Genomic DNA, 16943 nt, shown 5'->3' on the forward strand with positions numbered 1-16943 from the left:
ACCCCGCGGGGGGGCGCGGCCGGGCGTGGCCCGGCCCGGCGCCAAGGGGCCTCGATGGCCCCGCGGGCGCCGTCCCTGCCGGTGGGGATCAACGTCCCGGAGCAGGGAGAAGGGACGCTGGAGGGCGCCGCCCTGCTGATCTGTGCGTTGCGCCCTTCGGTCGTGGCGCATGTCGAGGCGCGTCTTGAGCGCGTGCTGCCGCGCGACCCGGACCGCGCGGCGCTGCTTCATGATCTGCTGACCCACACCGACAGCCCGGCCGGGCGGCGCGGCCTTGAAACCCTGCGCCGCGACGCCCATCTGGGCCTGACGCCCGCAATCATCGAACGGAAGGACGACGACGGCGCCGTGACGATGCTGCTGGATCTTCTGGACCGCATCGAGGTCGCGCGCGCCACGACGCACGAACTGCCCCGCGCCGAATCCGAGATCCAGGGAGAGGCCGATGAGGGACTGACATGGCGCATCAGCCAGATCACCCGCGCCCGCCACCGGGCCGAGAACCCCGAGATGGAGACGTCGGGCGACATGAACGAGGATCGCGACGCCATGTCGGCGCAATTGTCGGATTGGCTGTCGGGCCAGATCTGGCGCAAGCCGCCCCGGCGGTAACCGCGATTCGCAACCCCCGGGGGTTGCGAATCATCAGCGCGCCCGGCCTTTGATTCGTCCGGGAAGCACGTTAGAACCGAAGCAACTTTGCGACGATTCGCACGCACATGCGAATCACCCGCCCACGATCTCGCCGAGAAGGAGCCCTGGATGGCCGCCAAGGACGATGACCACGACAAGACCGACAAGGACGACAATGCCCATACGCTGGACATGAGCCAGGCAGCGGTCAAGAAGATGATCGCCGAGGCACGCGAGCGTGGCTACATCACCTACGACCAGCTGAACGCCGTCCTGCCGCCCGAGCAGGTCAGCAGCGAGCAGATCGAGGACGTCATGTCGATGCTGTCCGAAATGGGCATCAACGTCATCGAGGACGACGACGCCGCCGAGGAGTCGGAGGGCGGGGCCATCGTCACCACCGGGTCCGGTTCGCGCGAACTGGCCGTGTCGGCCAGCGAGACCGAAAAGCTGGACCGCACCGACGACCCCGTCCGCATGTACCTGCGCGAGATGGGATCGGTCGAGCTTCTCTCCCGCGAGGGCGAGATCGCCATTGCCAAGCGGATCGAGGCGGGCCGCAACACCATGATCGCGGGCCTGTGCGAGAGCCCGCTGACGTTCAAGGCCATCACGCTGTGGCGCGAGGAGCTTCTGGACGAAGAGATCCTGCTGCGCGACGTCATCGACCTCGAGACCACCTTCGGCCAGTCCATGGACGACGAGGAGGCCGAGGAGGTCGAATTGACCGTCGAGGGCGAGGCCAGCCCCGCCGCGACCAAGCGCGAGGAGTTCGACGCCGACGGCAACCCGCTGCGCATCGAGGATGACGAGGACGAGGACGAGGGCGCCAACCTGTCGCTGGCTGCAATGGAGGCAAGCCTCAAGCCCAAGGTCCTGGAGACGCTGGAAGCCATCGCCCATCACTACGAGGGGCTGGCCGACATGCAGGACCAGCGCATGTCCGCGACGCTGAACGAGGACAACAGCTTCTCGGCCAGTGCCGAGAGCGACTATCAGAACCTGCGGTCGGAAATCGTCGTCCTGGTGAACTCGCTGCACCTGAACAGCGGCCGGATCGAGGCGCTTGTCGATCAGCTTTACGGCATCAACCGCCGGATCGTCACCATCGACAGCGGCATGGTCAAGCTGGCCGACGCGGCCCGCATCAACCGCCGCGAATTCATCGACGCCTATCGCGGCAGCGAGCTGGACCCGAACTGGGTGGACCGCATGTCCGCGCAGGCCGGGCGCGGCTGGCAGGCGCTGTTCGACCGGTCGCGCGACCAGGTCGAGCGTCTGCGCGGCGACATGGCCGAGGTCGGCCAGTATGTCGGTGTCGACATCGAGGAATTCCGCCGGATCGTCAGCCAGGTCCAGCGCGGCGAGAAGGAGGCCCGTCAGGCCAAGAAGGAGATGGTCGAGGCCAACCTGCGCCTGGTCATCTCGATCGCCAAGAAATACACGAACCGCGGCCTGCAGTTCCTGGACCTGATCCAGGAGGGCAACATCGGCCTGATGAAGGCCGTGGACAAGTTCGAATACCGCCGCGGCTACAAGTTCTCGACCTATGCGACCTGGTGGATCCGTCAGGCGATCACCCGGTCCATCGCGGATCAGGCGCGCACGATCCGCATCCCGGTCCACATGATCGAGACGATCAACAAGCTGGTCCGCACCGGCCGCCAGATGCTGCACGAGATCGGTCGCGAACCGACCCCCGAGGAACTGGCCGAGAAGCTGCAGATGCCGCTGGAGAAGGTCCGCAAGGTGATGAAGATCGCCAAGGAGCCGATCAGCCTCGAGACCCCGATCGGGGACGAGGAGGACAGCCAGCTTGGCGATTTCATCGAGGACAAGAACGCCGTCCTGCCGCTGGACAGCGCCATCCAGGAGAACCTCAAGGAGACCACGACCCGCGTCCTGGCAAGCCTGACGCCCCGCGAGGAACGGGTGCTGCGCATGCGCTTCGGCATCGGCATGAACACCGACCACACCCTGGAGGAGGTCGGCCAGCAGTTCAGCGTGACCCGCGAACGCATCCGCCAGATCGAGGCCAAGGCGCTGCGCAAGCTGAAGCATCCGTCGCGGAGCAGAAAGCTGCGGTCCTTCCTTGACCAGTGATCTGGACGACCTGCAGGGCCTGGGCTTTGTCCTCTACCGCAGCACCGCGCGTGCCGGTCTGGACGGCTCGACCATGCAGGACATCCTGCGCACCGCGCGCCACCGCAACCAGTCGCTTGGCCTGACCGGATGCCTGCACCACGAGGACGGCCTGTTCTTCCAGTGGCTGGAGGGACCGGCCGACGGCCTGCGGAAGGTGGTGGCGTCGCTGATGGACGACGACCGTCATCGCGATTTCGAGATTCTGGACCAGGGCGCTTTGGATCACCGGCGCTTTCAGGATTGGCGGATGCGTTTCTCGGACCGGGACAGGGCATCGCTGATGGACTGGTTCGCACGGTCCGACAGTTCGACCGTGCATCGCGGGGATTATGCGGGCGGCGTGGTCGCCTTCATGATGGGCCTCGATCTCTGACAGCGCCTTGCGCTTGCGGCACAAACTGTGAACACTGCCCCGAAACGACGGGGTGATGACAGGATGCAGTTCGACGATGCCGGGGCGTGGCTTTCCGACATGACGGTGATCGGGCCGGCCTTGGCGGTCGCGCTGGCGCTGCTGCTGTGGTGGCGCGGGCAGGTGGCACTGTCGCGGATGCGTGTGCGCGCGACACTGGCCGAGGATCGACTGCACGAGGCGAACCTGGACCGCACCCGCGCGCAGACCCGGGCCGAGGCGCAGGATGCCCGCCTTGCCGATCTGACCGAAGAGCGGGACGGGCTGACCGACGCGCTGCATCACGCCCGCCGGCAGGCGGCTCAGCTGGAGACAAGTCTGGCCGAAACACGCCTGCGCGCCGAGAAGGACGCCGAGGCCAGCGCGCGCGAGGTCGCCACCCTTCGGGAACTGCGCGCCGAGATGACGCAACAGTTCAAGCTGCTGTCGGCAGAGACGCTGCGCACGCAGCAGGACGACCTGCAGCGGTTGCAGAACGACCAGCTGGCGGCCCTGCTGACCCCGTTCCGCGATCAGGTCGGCCGGTTTCAGACAGAGCTGCAGGCCCGGAACAAGGTGCTGGACGAGGAATCGGCCCGCCTGCGCGAACAGATCCTGTCCCTGCACAACCGCAGCGAACAGATCAGCCGCGAGGCCGTCAACCTGACCCGTGCCCTGAAGGGCGACAAGCAGCAGCAGGGTGCCTGGGGCGAGATGGTTCTGGAACGCATCCTGGAGGATTCGGGGCTGATGGCCGGGACGCATTACGATCTGCAGTCCAGCTGGCGCGACGACGACGGCAAGCTGTGGCGTCCCGACGTGGTGGTCAAGATGCCGCGCGGCAAGGTCATGGTCATCGACAGCAAGGTGTCGCTGAACGATTACGAGGCCTCGGTGACGCTTGACGATCCGGCGGCCTCTGCCGCGGCGCTGCGCCGTCACGTGGCCGCCATCCGCACGCACATCGCCACGCTGTCGGGCAAGGGCTATCAGCGGATGGACGACAACTCCGTCGATTACGTGCTGATGTTCATCCCGATCGAGGGGGCGTTCTCGGACGCGCTGCGGGCCGATCCGGCATTGGCGGCATTCGCGATGGAACGCCGCGTGGGACTGACGACGCCCACGACGCTGATGCTGACGCTGCGCACGGTCGATCACATCTGGGCGGTCGAGCGGCGCGAAAGCAACGCGCTGGAGATCGCGCGCCGGGCGGGGCAGCTGTATGACAAGGTCGCGGGCTTTGTCGAGGCGATGGACGGCGTCGGCCGCGCGCTGGACCAGGCCAACCGCGCCCACGGTCAGGCGATGGACCGGCTGACGCGCGGGTCCGGCAACGTCATCCGTCAGGTCGAGATGCTGCGGTCCTTGGGCGCACGTGCCAGCAAGCAGATCGACCTTGACCATGACCGCGACGATGCCCTGCTGGGCCCGGAGGCCGCCGAATGATGCATGTCCTGACCGTCGCCACGCAGGGGCCCGCCTGTCACGACATCACTGCGGACCTAGCCGATTGGCTGCGTTCCGGCGGCGCGGTCCGGGGGGTTCTGACCCTGATCGTGCAGCATACGTCCGCGTCTCTGTTGATCCAGGAGAATGCCGACCCCGAGGTGCAGGCTGACCTGCTGGCATGGCTGGCCCGGCTGGCCCCGCCCGCCGACGATCCGTCGATGGGCTGGATCACGCACCGCTATGAGGGGCCTGACGACATGCCCGCGCATCTGAAGGCGGCCGTTCTGCCAACGTCCCTGCAGATCCCGGTCGATCGGGGTCGGATGATGCTGGGCCGCTGGCAGGGCATCTATCTGGTGGAACACCGCCGCGCCCCGCATCGGCGTCAGGTCGTGGCGATGTTCGCGCCTCAGGCCTGAGGCATCAGATACACTTCGCGGATCGCGGCGCGGTCCGGGGCGGTGATCATGTGCATGACGGCGGCGGCAACATCGTCCGGCTGCAGCTTGTCCGGGGCGCCGTCGTCGAAGAACGCGGTGTCGACCATCCCCGGCGCCACGACGCAGCAGCGCCCACCCCATTCGCGCATCTCTTCGGCCAAGTTGCCAGCATAGCCGTGCACGAACCACTTGGTCGCGCCATAGATCGATCCCTTGATGTGCTGGCGTCCCGCCGCGGACCCGGTCAGCACCAGCGTTCCCCGCGTCTTGCGCAGATGCGGCAGCAGGGCGCGCGCCGTCAGGACAACGCCCATGACGTTCAGGTCGATCATCCCGCGAATGTCGTCCAGATCGCCCGCCTCGGTCCCCGGCTTGGAAAGGCCGCGCCCCGCATTGGCATAGGCCGCGTCGATGCCGCCGAAATGGTCGGCGACCTGGGCCGCGGCGGCTGTCAGCGCGTCGATGTCGGTGGCATCGCCGCTGACGACCATCGCCCGGTCGCCCAGTTCCTCCGCCAGGGCAGACAGCTTGTCCGCGGACCGGGCGAACAGCGCGACGTTCCAGCCGGCGGCGACGGCGGTGCGCGCGGTCGCCGCACCGATGCCCGAGGAGGCGCCGGTGATGAACAGGGTCTGGGTCATGGATGCCTCAATCGGTTGAATCCCGCAGGAAATTACGGGCGGCAACGCGGCATTCGGGCCACAGGTTCCAGGGGGCCTATCTTGTGGGCTGTGGATAAAGCTACCCAATCCCTGCCAAGGTGCCTATAGTGACGGTGGATCGCCTTGGCACAGGGACAACGGAATGCGCTGCCCGTTTTGCGGAAATGTCGATACCCAGGTCAAGGACTCGCGCCCGGCCGAGGATAACGTGGCGATCCGCCGCCGTCGCTTCTGCCCGTCCTGCAGCGGGCGTTTCACGACCTATGAACGCGTCCAGCTGCGCGATCTTGTCGTGGTCAAGACGAATGGCCGCCGCGAGGATTTCGACCGCGACAAGATGGCCCGGTCGATCCGCATCGCCATGCAGAAGCGCCCGGTCGAGCCGGAACGCATCGAACAGATGATCAGCGGCATCGTCCGCAGGCTTGAAAGCACCGGAGAGACCGACATCCCGTCCAAGACCATCGGCGAGATCGTGATGGAGGCTTTGTCGCGCATCGACAATGTCGGCTATGTCCGCTTTGCCAGCGTCTACAAGAACTTTCAGGACGCGGACGATTTCGACAAGTTCGTGTCCGAGCTGCGCCCCGGCGCCGCCAACGATTGACCCCCGATCCGACAGACGACGCCCGGCACATGGCCCATGCCCTGCGCCTGGCGCGGCGCGGTCTGGGCAATGTCTGGCCGAACCCCGCGGTGGGCTGCGTGCTGCTGCGCGACGGGCGTGTGGTTGGGCGCGGCTGGACCCAGCCCGGTGGCAGGCCGCATGCCGAACGCATGGCGCTGGACCAGGCGGGTCCGCTGGCGGCGGGCGCCACTGCCTATGTCACGCTGGAGCCCTGCGCCCATCACGGCCGCACGCCGCCTTGCGCGGCGGGGCTGGTCGGTGCGGGCGTTGCGCGGGTGGTGACGGCGCTGACCGACCCGGACCCGCGCGTGGCCGGGCGGGGTCACCAGATGCTGCGCGATGCTGGCATTCCGCCGACCGAAGGCGTGCTGGCGGACCAGGCCGCGGACCTACAGGCGGGGTTCCTGCTGCGCATCACCGCCGGCCGCCCCTTCATGACGCTGAAGCTGGCCAGCAGCCTGGACGGGCGCATCGCCATGGCCAGCGGGGAAAGCCGATGGATCACCGGGCCCGCCGCCCGCGCACATGTCCATGCCCTGCGCGCGCAGCATGACGCGATCATGGTCGGCGGAGCGACGGCACGCACGGACCTGCCGCATCTGAACGTCCGCGGCATCCGCACGCCACAGCAGCCGGTCCGCATCGTCGTGTCGGCACAGGCCTTGCCGCCATTGCCGCCGCAGGACGCCGATCACGGGCCGCTGTGGCGGGTCGACGGGCCCCCGGCACAGATCCTGGCCGATCTGGGGGCGCGCGGCATCACGCGGGTCTTTTGCGAAGGGGGCGGGCGGCTGGCTGCCAGCCTGCTGGCCGCGGGGCTGGTCGATCAACTGGTCGGCTATACTGCCGGCCTGGCGCTTGGGGCAGAGGCGCGGCCGTTCTTGGGTCCGACCGGCTGGACGCATCTGGCCCAGGCACCGCGGTTTCGCCTGGCCGAGACGCGCGCCATTGGCGGCGATCTGTTCCATCGCTGGACCCGCGCCTGACTAGCGGCGCCAGATCCAGGCATGTCCGGCCAGCGCCCCTTGCGCCTTGGCCAGCAGCCGTAGGGCCGGTGGCGGATGCGCCTGTCCTTCCGCCAGCCGTTCCAGCGCCAGTTCGACCGGGCAGGGCAGGCCCGTCACCGGATCGCGATAGCGGGGATAGGCGATCAGGCAGGCATGGACCAGCGCCGCCAGATCAGGGCGCGCCTGACGCCGGGCGGGCAGGGGGCCCAGATCGCGGGTCAGCCCCCAGCCCGCATAGAAGGGCGCACCCAGCACCGTCACAGGCTTGCCGCGCAGCAGCGCCTCGAACCCCAGGGTCGAGGTGATTGTCCAAACCTCGTCCACGGCGTCGACCATCGTGACGGGATCGGCGTGGATGGCGACATGATCAGCCAAGGCCGCCAGCGATGCGGCATCAATCGCGCCGGGGCGTAACCCTGCCTCGACATCGGGATGCGGCTTGTAGATCAGGCAGGCATCTGGATTGTCCGCCCGCACCCGCGCCAGCAGCGTCAGGTTGGTCCGTTCGGCGCCTGCGCCCTTCAGGATCGAGGCGTCATCTTCGACCTGTCCGGGCACCAAGATGCGGCGGCGCCCGTCGCGTGGGGGCAGGTCAACGGTCCCGCCCAGATTATACTTGGTCAGCCGCGCGGAGATCAGCGCGGCGATCAGCCGTTCCGCCCTGTCGCGTCCGCAGGGCGGCGGGCCGCGAGAGATCAGCGCCTCCAGCCGGGAGGGCGCGGTCGGGTCGAAATAGATCCCCAGATCGTCGGCCACCACCGACAGGGGCGGGGTCAGCGCGGCACCGAGGCCGTTCGATCGCAGAAAGCCGTCCTCGACCCGGATCGCCTGCGGCACCTGAGGCGCAGCCCCGGCCCAAGCCAAGGTCACCTTCGGGCCGGGTTCAGCCGCAAAACGCAGCGGGCGGGCATCGCCGAATTCACGGGCCAGGAAGCGGCGCTTCCACAGACGCATGCCATGGGCCGTGTGGCCGTGCCGATCCTGGCGAAAGACGCGGGTCTCGGCCTCGATCTGATCCACCGCGCCTTCGAAATCGGTCAGCCGGTCGCGGCAGGGGTCGTACCATGTGGGCCCGGTCAGGTGACTGGCGGCGAACAATGCCTCGCGCGTGGCGCGGCCGCGCCGGGCGGGGGGGGTTTCGTCATCGCTGAGGCCCCAGCCTGCATAGAACGGCTGACCGAACAGGCGCGGTCGGTGCCCGGCCAGCAAGGCCTCGTATCCTAGTTGAGAGCTGACGGCATAGACCGCATCGGCCCCCTCGACCAGTCGCCACGGGGATACCGGTCCGTCGCACAGCGTGTCGCCGGGACGCAGGTCCTCGGCGGTCAGATGGCCGGGCCGGAGCCCCGCCGCGGTTTCGGGATGGGTGCGGATCACGATGCGGCAGCCGGGATGTTCGTCACGCGCGGCCTGCAGCATCGTCAGGAACAAAGCGCGGTCCGCGCCGCGCAAGGATGCGTCGCCCCGCGTCTGGTCGATGACCAGTACATAGCCGGGCGGCGGCAGCGGCGCGTCGGGATCATGAAGATTGTATTTCGACAGATCCGCCGCGCGCAGCCGGGCCAGCAGGCGAACCGCGCGGTCGCGCGTGGCGGGTGCCAGCGGTTGTCCGATGAGGTGTTCCAGGCGGGAGGGCCGGTCAGGATCGAAATGCAGCCCCTGGGGGTCGATGATCAGTCCGACCGGACCGCGAGCCGCCAGTGTCCCCCGCGCCCGGCCGGGCAGAACCGATCGCAGCAAGGCGTCCTCGACCGTGATCAGCGGGTAGCCGTGGCGTTGCGCAATGGCCCGACCGCGCCATGCCGTCGGGCTATTGCCCCAGATGCCCACCGCATCGCCAGGCCGGGGCAGGGCCAGGACCGGACGGTGGCCGGCCAGCGTCAGGATGCGTGCGATCCGGGGGCGGGTCAGGAAACCAAGGTTGAAAACGCAAAGCCGCCGGGTTTCCCCGGCGGCTGAACGATCGTCTCGCGGCGTCGGCAGCAGATCAGTTGCCGATGCTGGACAGGCTGTCTGCGGTGGCGGCGCTGCCGGTGACGGCGGACAGGGTCTTCTGCCACTGGACGTAGGGCGCCTCGGTCACATAGACGGTGTCGCCGTCGCGGATGACGAAGTCGCGGGCCAGGAACAGGCCGTTGGGGCGCGTCAGGTCCAGGACATAGGCGAAGCGCTGCGTGCCGACGACCGGCTTGCCCAGGACGCGCGAGGCGACCGATTCCGGCTCGTCGCGCAGGACGAAGACGCCGGTGGGGTCGGCGAGGGCGCTGGTCAGACCGCCGACCATGGCGATGGCCTCGGCCGCGTTGATCACCTCGTTGCCCAGGGGCACGCGGGTCTGGCCGCCCAAAGCGCCAAGGGCGGTGAAGGTCCGCTGGTCTTCCTCGACCACGATCAGGTCACCCGGACGCAGGGCGATGTCGTTGGTGGGGCTGCTGTAGAGGTCCGTCAGCCAGACGCGGCCGCTGTCGTTGCCGCGCTTGACGGTCACGACGGCGACCTCGGGCTCGATGGCGACGCCGCCCGCACGGGCCAGCATGGCCGACAGCGACCGGGTCGGGCGCTCGATCGGATAGACGCCCTGAGCGCCGACGCGGCCCACCACGGACACGGTCGCACCGTTGCCGGCGACGCGCTGGACGGTCACCTGCGGGTCGGGGGTCTGCGCGCTGAGCGCGTCGGTGATGACCTGGCGCAGCTGGTCGGGCGTGTTGCCCGCGGCGCGGACCCGGCCGGCATAGGGCACGAAGATGAAGCCGTCGCTGTCCACCTGGATTTCCGTCAGGGTGGTCGAGCTGGCGCCGAGCGAGGTCAGCAGACCGTCATCAACGTTCTCCCAGATCGACAGGCCAAGCGTGTCGCCGGCCCGGATCTCGTCCGCGCCGACCTGTCCGGCATTGCGGAAGCTGTTCGAGAACCCGTAGGCGGGTGCGAAGGCGGAGGCACGGGTGACGTGGTCGTTGACGTAGATCACCTGCGTGTTGCCGCCGCGTTCGACCGCGCCGTTGAAGATCTCGTTCTTGTTGGGGCCGGAACGGGGCAGCGCGCAAGCGGCCAAAAGGCTCATTGACGCGATCATCAGCATCCGCAGGGTGGTCGACGACCGGGATAAAACTGTCACCTCTGATACTCCATTTTGTCTGGTTCCGGCCTTGTATGCCGGTTTGCATCCACTGTAACCCTGTCCGCAAAGACAGGCTATATCATCTTGAGCAATGTCGGCGGGGCGTTGCCTTTCAGCCATGGCGGTCCGCCAGTTGCTGCCGCGGCAGGATTCGGCCGGTCGCCAGGGCTTGGTAGGGGTCGTCCGGCGACAGCAGCATGTCGGCCACCAGGCGCAGCGCGTGGGCGCGCGACCGACTGGCATAGAAGCCGCCGGGGATCTGGCTGGTCTGCAGCAGATAGTCGCGAAAGACGCGGTAGGCCTGCGGATCCGGGGCGTCAGGATCGGCCAGAAACTCCTCCAGCGTCTGCTCGGACACCAGCCCCGGCTTGTCATAGACGGCGCGGCCCAGGGTCTTGACCGGAATCCCGCGCCACAGGGCCTGCTGGCCAGCGGTGGAATTGACGGTGACCACGGCGCGGGCATGGGACAGAATCTCGGCCAGCTTGCCGCCGCGGACGTAATGTACGCGGTCCGACACCCCATGTTCGGCAGCCGCCGCGTGGATGGCGGCGCGGTTCCCTGCGCGACCGTCCTCCAGCGGGTGGGCCTTGAAGATCAGGTGGTGGTGTCGGGGGGCTGCGCGGGCGAACCCGTCAATCACGGTGCGGACGAACTGGGCGTTGCGGGTGAAGGGCGAATGTCCCAAGAAGTTGGAATCGTGTTCCAGCTGCATCAGGACCAGGTTGTAGGGCCAGCCCGACAGGCGCAGGCGCCGCCATTGCAGTGCGCGGCCCAGGTTGTAGGCCGGGGCCAGCACCAGCCGCCGCAGGTTTAGGCGGAATTCCTGCACGACGCCGATCGCACGATGCCCCGAATAGGCGCGGTACCGGCCATTCGCGACCAGGATCAGGAAATGATAGAAGGCGCCATAGAATTTGTGGTGGCGCATATCGCCCCAATGGGCGGGTGGGCGGCGCACCTCGTTGATCTGCTCGCGCAGCGCGGCACGCATCTGGGCCAGCGGAATGCGCATCAGAACCGAGTTGCCGTTCGATCCCTGACGTTCATAGCTGACCCAGTAGGGACGCAGATAGCCTTCCTCGAACACGTGGACGCGCAGGCCGCGGGCTGCGGCCAGGCGGCGGGCGGTGGCGTGGATCGGGCGGACATCGCCGTAGAGGACGATGTCGGTCACGCCCTTGTCGTCCAGGATCGCCGCCAGATGGTCGGGCCAGTCGTCGACGCTGCCCTGATGGCGGATGAAGCTTTTCGGGTCGGACCAGAAGAACTCATCCCCTGCGTTGAAGCCGCAGCGCCAGACCACCGCCCCCGCCGCGCGCAGCAGCCGTCCAAGGCGGTCGAAGAACGGACCATGGGGCCCCTGCAGCATCAGGAAGACCGGATCACCCTGCGCGGACACGCGGCCCGTCGGCGCGTGCGAGGTCTGGGGCAGGGGGGTGACGCCGGTCTGAATCATGGTCGACTTGAAAAGGAGGGGCGGCCGCAATGCCTGGGGCCATGCGTCAGACATGCCATGTCATGCCCCACCGATCCATCATTTTGTGCATCAAGCTTTAGCGGCCCGGCGCGGGGGCGGGGGCTTGGTGCTTGAACGGACAGGGCCGATGGCCTAGTTCGAACCAGGATCATCAGGGAAGGGCTGCGATGTTCACGGGGATCATCACGGATATCGGCATCGTCCGCGCGGTCGAGATGCGCGGCGACATGCGCGCGCGCATCGGCTGTGCCTATGACATGGCGGGCGTGGATCTGGGCGCCTCGATCGCCTGCGACGGGGTCTGCCTGACGGTCGTGGCCAAGGGCCCGGACTGGTTCGACGTCGACATCTCGGCCGAGACGCTGTCCAAGACCAGCATCGGCGCCGAGGGTTGGTCCGTGGGCCAGCGCCTGAACCTGGAACGCGCGCTGCGCGTCGGCGACGAGCTGGGCGGCCATATCGTCAGCGGCCATGTCGACGGCGTGGCCCAGATCACCGCCGCCGCGAAGGACGGCGACAGCCTGCGCCTGACCTTCGAGGCGCCCGCGGACCTGGCACGCTTCATCGCGCAGAAGGGGTCGGTCACGCTGAACGGCACCTCGCTGACCGTGAACGAGGTCTTTGGCAACAGCTTCGGCATCAACCTGATCCCGCATACCCAGCAGGTGACCACCTGGGGCGATGCGGCGGTGGGCGATGTCGTGAACCTGGAAATCGACACGCTGGCCCGCTATGTCGCGCGGCTGGCCGAAGCCGGACAACCGATCGGCGCGTGACGCCTGCGTGAAGGACGAACAGATGCAATTCGAAGAACCCGGACCCGTCGAACGCGACCTATCGGCCGCCATCTCTCCGATCGAGGACATCATCAACGAAGCCCGCAACGGCCGGATGTTCATTCTGGTCGACCACGAGGACCGCGAGAACGAGGGCGATCTGTGCATTCCCGCCCAGATGGCCACACCGGATGCCATCAACTTCATGGCGACGCATGGGCGCGGGCTGATCTGCCTGACGCTGACCGCCGACCGGATCGAGACCCTGGGCCTGACGCTGATGAGCCCCAAGAACTCCAGCCGGCACGAGACCGCCTTCACCATGTCCATCGAGGCGCGCGAAGGCGTCACCACCGGCATCAGCGCCGCCGACCGCGCGCGCACGATCAGCGTGGCGATCGACCCGACCAAGGGCGCGCCCGATATCGCGACGCCGGGCCACATCTTTCCGCTGCGCGCCCGCGACGGGGGCGTGCTGGTCCGCGCGGGCCACACCGAGGCCGCGGTCGACATTTCCCGCCTGGCCGGGCTGAACGCGTCGGGCGTGATCTGCGAGATCATGAACGACGATGGCAGCATGGCACGCCTGCCCGACCTGGTCGATTTCGCGCAGCGCCACGGTCTGAAGATCGGCACGATCAGCGACCTGATCCGCTATCGCCGCCGCCACGACAACCTGATCGCCGAGCGGTCGCAGAAGGCGGTTCATTCCGCCCATGGCGGCGACTGGATGATGCGGGTCTTTGCGGACGAGACGCAGGGCAGCGAGCATATCGTCCTGATCAAGGGGGACCTGACGACCCCCGAGCCGGTGCTGGTGCGGATGCACGCGCTGGACCCGCTGCACGACGTGCTGGGCGTCGGGCGCGAAAGCGCGGGCAGCCTGCCCGCGGCGATGCAGGCCATCGCCGACGAGGGGCGGGGCGTCGTCGTGCTGATCCGCGACCTGTCCCATGCGATCGCCGATCCGGGCGATGTCGGGCCGCATACCTTGCGTCAATACGGCCTGGGCGCGCAGATCCTGTCTGCCCTTGGCCTGTCGGACCTGATCCTGCTGACCAATTCGGCGCCGGTGAAGGTGGTTGGGCTTGACGCCTACGGCCTTTCCATCCATTCCACCCGGCCTATCCCCAAGGACTAGGTACATGGCCTCGAACACGCAACATCACGAACTGGCGCTGCCGCGTCTGGATGCTCCGGTGCGCCTGCTGGCGGTCGTGGCACCCTATTACAAGGACATCACCGACGGCCTGCTGTCGGGCGTCCGCGCCACGGCGGATGCCGCGGGCGCCAGCCTTGACGTGATCGAGGTGCCCGGCGCGCTGGAGATCCCCACCGCCGTGGGCCTTGCCGCCCGCAGCGGTCAGTACGACGGCTTCGTGGCCCTGGGCTGCGTCATCCGCGGAGAGACAACGCATTACGACACCGTCTGCAACGACAGCTCCCGCGCGCTGACGCTGCTGGGGCTGCAGGGCGTCTGCCTTGGCAACGGAATCCTGACGGTCGAGACGATGGCCCAAGCTCAGGTCCGCGCGGACCCGGCGGGTCAGAACAAGGGCGGGGGCGCCGCGGCGGCCGCGCTACATCTGGTGGCACTTGCGCGCCGTTGGGCGGCGACACCGCAAAAGGCTGCGGCCCATGACGTGATCCGCTTGGCGGGCGAACTTGAAGGGCAGGGCAAGGCATGACCGACCACGACCAGGACAAGCGGCCCGACCGGCGCGCCCTCAGCAGCGCGGCGCGGATGTATGCCGTGCAGGCGCTGTTCCAGATGGAGGCCGCGGGTCAGTCCGCAGACCGTGTCACGCGCGAATTCCAGAACTTCCGCATCGATTTCGACGACCGCGACGGCCCGACCGATCAGGCCGACGAGGCGCTGTTCACCCGCATCGTCGACGACGTCGTCATGTGGCAGTCCAAGATCGACCAGGCCACCGACCGCGGGTTGGTGGCTAAATGGCCCATCGACCGGATCGATCCGGTGTTGCGCGCCGTGTTCCGCGCCGCTGGCGCCGAACTGGTGGCCGAACGTGCACCCGCCAAGGTGGTCATCACCGAATACGTCCGGCTGACGCATGCCTTCTTTCCGGACGGCCGCGAGGCGCGCTTCGTGAATGCCGTGCTGGACCACATGGCGCGTGACTTCAAACCTGATTCCCTTGGCTGACGGATCGTCCCGTCATGACGATGCGGCCCGGATCCCTGATCCGGGCCGTTTTCATTGGACGGACGGGTTCATTTGCTTGACAGACGCCTTGCACGTCGTGTCATTCTGACAGCGGGATCGTGGCATCTGTGCAACATTTATGATGCCTGAACGCCGTCAATATCTTGCCCAATATTGAGGCACTCACGCTGATGTTTCAGTCGGTTGTTTTTGCGGCCTTAAGCGACAGCATGGAACGAAACCCATAAAAACGTCGCGTTCCAAGTAGGTTCGTCAAGTCGCGAAAAAGTTGCATCACCAAACATTACACGTCGTTTTCGGCAAGGTTTCGCCGTTTTCTGTCAAGACCCAAGCATGCTCACGATTGCGCGACTTGCAGAAGAAATGCGGTGGGCTTTGAACCGAAAGGGGGGGGCGCTAATTGATGTCCCAGCAGAGATGCTCTGGTGCCCGGAACGGGGCCGGGACAATCCTACTCAGCTCGTGAGGACGACGAAAATGAAAAAAGTTACGCTGCTGACCAGCACCGCCGCAATCCTGGCCGCCCTGTCGGTTCCGGCATTCGCGCAATCCGAGATCGCGACCGGCGCCGACGCTGCCGGCGTGTCGGCCATCAACGACCGCATCACCGACATCGAAGAAGATGTGACCGACGCGTTCGACCGTGACAATGACGCTGACCGCTTCGGCCCCGCCGACCGTCGCCAGGGTCTGTTCGGCAACATGTCGCTGAGCTACACCGGCCGCACCGGCAACACCGACAACCAGGATCTGGCGATCGGTGGTCGTGTGAACTACAACCAAGGCGTGTTCGCGCAGAGCGTCGGCCTGTCGCTGGAATTCGGTGAAGACGATTTCGGCAACAAGGACCAGGAAGACGTCGCCGCGATCTATGACGCGCAGTACTATTTCAACGACCAGCTGTACGCCTTCGCCCTGGGCCGCATCAACCAGAACGGTCTGGTCGACGGCGTCCGCAACAGCCCGTCGCAGACCGATGAAGATTTCGCAGACGAGTTCAGCGATTTCCGCACCGACGCGTTCCTGGGCTTTGGTCCCGGTTACCGCATCCTTAACTCCGACCAAACCACTTGGCGTGTACAGGCCGGCGTTGGCGTCCGTTACACTAAGACCGGTGCGCAGGAAGCTGGCTTTGATCTGGTCGAGGGCCCCGATGGCGATCTGATCCCCGTTGGCGTCTCGTCGTCGTCGGACACTTCGGTCGGCTACATCGCGTCGTCGCGTCTGTACCATCGGTTTAACGACAACATCTTCATTACCAACGACACCGACTACCTGGGTTCGGAAGATTCGGCTGACGTGATCACCAACGAGTTCGGCGTGAACTTCCGCGTCTCCGAGCAGCTGGCGACCCGTGTGAGCTACACCAGCGAATACCAGGAAGACCGTGCGATCCGCACCGACAACACCGTCGGTCTGGCAGTGGTCTATGGCTTCTGATCCATCCCACGGGATGATTGGATGACGAAAGGGCGGCCCTCGGGCCGCCCTTTTGCATATTGCGCCATGGCTTCGACAGGACTGCAGCAGACGAGCGTCTTCTGCTGAGAGGTGTTGCATGGATGGGAGTGGGGAGGGTGTGGCGGGAACCGCAGCGACCGCGACGGCGACAGATTTCCCGAAAGCCTGATATATCAGGTGGGCACCGGGTAACGTGACCAGGGTCACGACAGAGCCAGCGCCCTCGGAAAACTTATAGGCCAGTGGAAATTTGGCCATACGCGGGAAGAGCAGAAGCCCGCCACAACTCAAATCTAGGCCCGCGCCGCATATTAATCAAGGTGGGGCCGCATCGGGGGCGCCGCCCTTATGCGAGATGCGGGTCGGCGGTCTTGAGTCGGTCCAGCGGTGAACCTGATTCTGTCCTGCAGCGCAGATAGAAGCAGAATTCTTCTGATAAAAATCATTCATAATCAGTGCTTTATGAAGTTTTTCGTGTGGGGATGCCATTTTCTTGTTGCGTGCATTTGTTCTCGGGCCTAAACACCGCTTCACCGAAGGCGGGAACGCTGGAGGGGCC

General features: G+C 66.8%; 16 protein-coding genes and 1 pseudogene. 12 read left to right on the top strand and 5 right to left on the bottom strand.

What is annotated here, in order from left to right:
• The 5 genes and pseudogenes from FHD68_RS12195 to FHD68_RS12215 all read left to right on the top strand — a co-directional run.
• Positions 1-612 (top strand): annotated as a pseudogene (locus FHD68_RS12195) (DNA primase); the annotation flags it as partial.
• A gap of 150 nt (positions 613-762) precedes the next feature.
• Positions 763-2736, top strand: a complete 1974-nt coding sequence (rpoD, locus tag FHD68_RS12200; RefSeq protein WP_127898063.1) for an RNA polymerase sigma factor RpoD — start codon at positions 763-765, stop codon at positions 2734-2736.
• Positions 2726-3151 carry a BLUF domain-containing protein gene (locus tag FHD68_RS12205; RefSeq protein WP_127898064.1) on the top strand — a complete coding sequence of 142 codons (426 nt, stop codon included), beginning with the start codon at positions 2726-2728 and terminating at the stop codon, positions 3149-3151. The genes rpoD and FHD68_RS12205 overlap by 11 nt, the downstream gene beginning before the upstream one ends.
• 63 nt (positions 3152-3214) lie before the next feature.
• Positions 3215-4618, top strand: a complete 1404-nt coding sequence (locus FHD68_RS12210) for a DNA recombination protein RmuC (RefSeq protein WP_127898065.1) — start codon at positions 3215-3217, stop codon at positions 4616-4618.
• The gene (locus tag FHD68_RS12215) at positions 4615-5040 is read left to right on the top strand and encodes a secondary thiamine-phosphate synthase enzyme YjbQ (protein WP_127898066.1); all 426 of its coding nucleotides are present in this window, start codon (positions 4615-4617) and stop codon (positions 5038-5040) included. The genes FHD68_RS12210 and FHD68_RS12215 overlap by 4 nt, the downstream gene beginning before the upstream one ends.
• Here FHD68_RS12215 and FHD68_RS12220 read toward each other — a convergent pair.
• Positions 5031-5702, bottom strand: a complete 672-nt coding sequence (locus tag FHD68_RS12220; RefSeq protein ID WP_127898067.1) for an SDR family oxidoreductase — start codon at positions 5700-5702, stop codon at positions 5031-5033. The two genes, FHD68_RS12215 and FHD68_RS12220, sit on opposite strands and share 10 nt — an antisense overlap.
• A gap of 163 nt (positions 5703-5865) precedes the next feature.
• On the opposite strand from FHD68_RS12220, the gene nrdR reads away from it, so the two are divergent.
• Both nrdR and ribD read left to right on the top strand, forming a co-directional pair.
• Positions 5866-6330, top strand: coding sequence for a transcriptional regulator NrdR (gene nrdR / locus FHD68_RS12225; RefSeq protein ID WP_045982052.1), 465 nt, complete (start codon positions 5866-5868; stop codon positions 6328-6330).
• Positions 6327-7337: a bifunctional diaminohydroxyphosphoribosylaminopyrimidine deaminase/5-amino-6-(5-phosphoribosylamino)uracil reductase RibD gene (gene ribD / locus FHD68_RS12230; RefSeq protein ID WP_280115172.1), complete on the top strand. Its 1011-nt coding sequence runs from the start codon at positions 6327-6329 to the stop codon at positions 7335-7337. The genes nrdR and ribD overlap by 4 nt, the downstream gene beginning before the upstream one ends.
• Here the strand turns inward: ribD and FHD68_RS12235 are convergent, their stop codons facing one another.
• From FHD68_RS12235 to FHD68_RS12245, 3 genes are all read right to left on the bottom strand, one after another.
• Positions 7338-9341 (bottom strand): capsular polysaccharide biosynthesis protein, encoded by a 2004-nt coding sequence (locus FHD68_RS12235; protein ID WP_127898069.1) that lies wholly within the window; start codon positions 9339-9341, stop codon positions 7338-7340. It lies immediately after the preceding gene.
• Between the two features lie 4 nt (positions 9342-9345).
• A complete protein-coding gene (locus tag FHD68_RS12240; RefSeq protein WP_232303314.1) occupies positions 9346-10440 on the bottom strand; it encodes a polysaccharide biosynthesis/export family protein in 1095 nt (364 codons plus the stop codon).
• A gap of 151 nt (positions 10441-10591) precedes the next feature.
• Complete coding sequence (locus FHD68_RS12245) at positions 10592-11938, bottom strand: capsule biosynthesis protein (protein WP_084697318.1); 1347 nt, start codon at positions 11936-11938, stop codon at positions 10592-10594.
• Positions 11939-12126: 188 nt separating this feature from the next.
• Between FHD68_RS12245 and FHD68_RS12250 the strand changes: the two genes are divergently transcribed.
• The 5 genes from FHD68_RS12250 to FHD68_RS12270 all read left to right on the top strand — a co-directional run bounded on the left by FHD68_RS12250 (position 12127) and on the right by FHD68_RS12270 (position 16363).
• Entirely contained in the window at positions 12127-12735 is a 609-nt protein-coding gene (locus FHD68_RS12250) for a riboflavin synthase (protein ID WP_127898071.1), read from the top strand.
• A 22-nt stretch (positions 12736-12757) separates the two neighbouring features.
• Positions 12758-13876 carry a 3,4-dihydroxy-2-butanone-4-phosphate synthase gene (gene ribB, locus FHD68_RS12255; RefSeq protein ID WP_127898072.1) on the top strand — a complete coding sequence of 373 codons (1119 nt, stop codon included), beginning with the start codon at positions 12758-12760 and terminating at the stop codon, positions 13874-13876.
• 4 nt (positions 13877-13880) lie between these two features.
• The gene (locus tag FHD68_RS12260; protein ID WP_046000249.1) at positions 13881-14423 is read left to right on the top strand and encodes a 6,7-dimethyl-8-ribityllumazine synthase; all 543 of its coding nucleotides are present in this window, start codon (positions 13881-13883) and stop codon (positions 14421-14423) included.
• Positions 14420-14902 (top strand): transcription antitermination factor NusB, encoded by a 483-nt coding sequence (gene nusB / locus FHD68_RS12265; protein WP_139085859.1) that lies wholly within the window; start codon positions 14420-14422, stop codon positions 14900-14902. The genes FHD68_RS12260 and nusB overlap by 4 nt, the downstream gene beginning before the upstream one ends.
• Positions 14903-15256: 354 nt before the next feature.
• Positions 15257-16363 carry a DUF481 domain-containing protein gene (locus tag FHD68_RS12270; protein ID WP_244297849.1) on the top strand — a complete coding sequence of 369 codons (1107 nt, stop codon included), beginning with the start codon at positions 15257-15259 and terminating at the stop codon, positions 16361-16363.
• A gap of 336 nt (positions 16364-16699) precedes the next feature.
• Here the strand turns inward: FHD68_RS12270 and FHD68_RS19390 are convergent.
• On the bottom strand, positions 16700-16943 hold a 244-nt coding region (locus FHD68_RS19390), incomplete at its 5' end, for a hypothetical protein (RefSeq protein ID WP_208863769.1).

The organism is Paracoccus marcusii, assembly GCF_006151785.1.
Lineage (GTDB): Bacteria > Pseudomonadota > Alphaproteobacteria > Rhodobacterales > Rhodobacteraceae > Paracoccus > Paracoccus marcusii.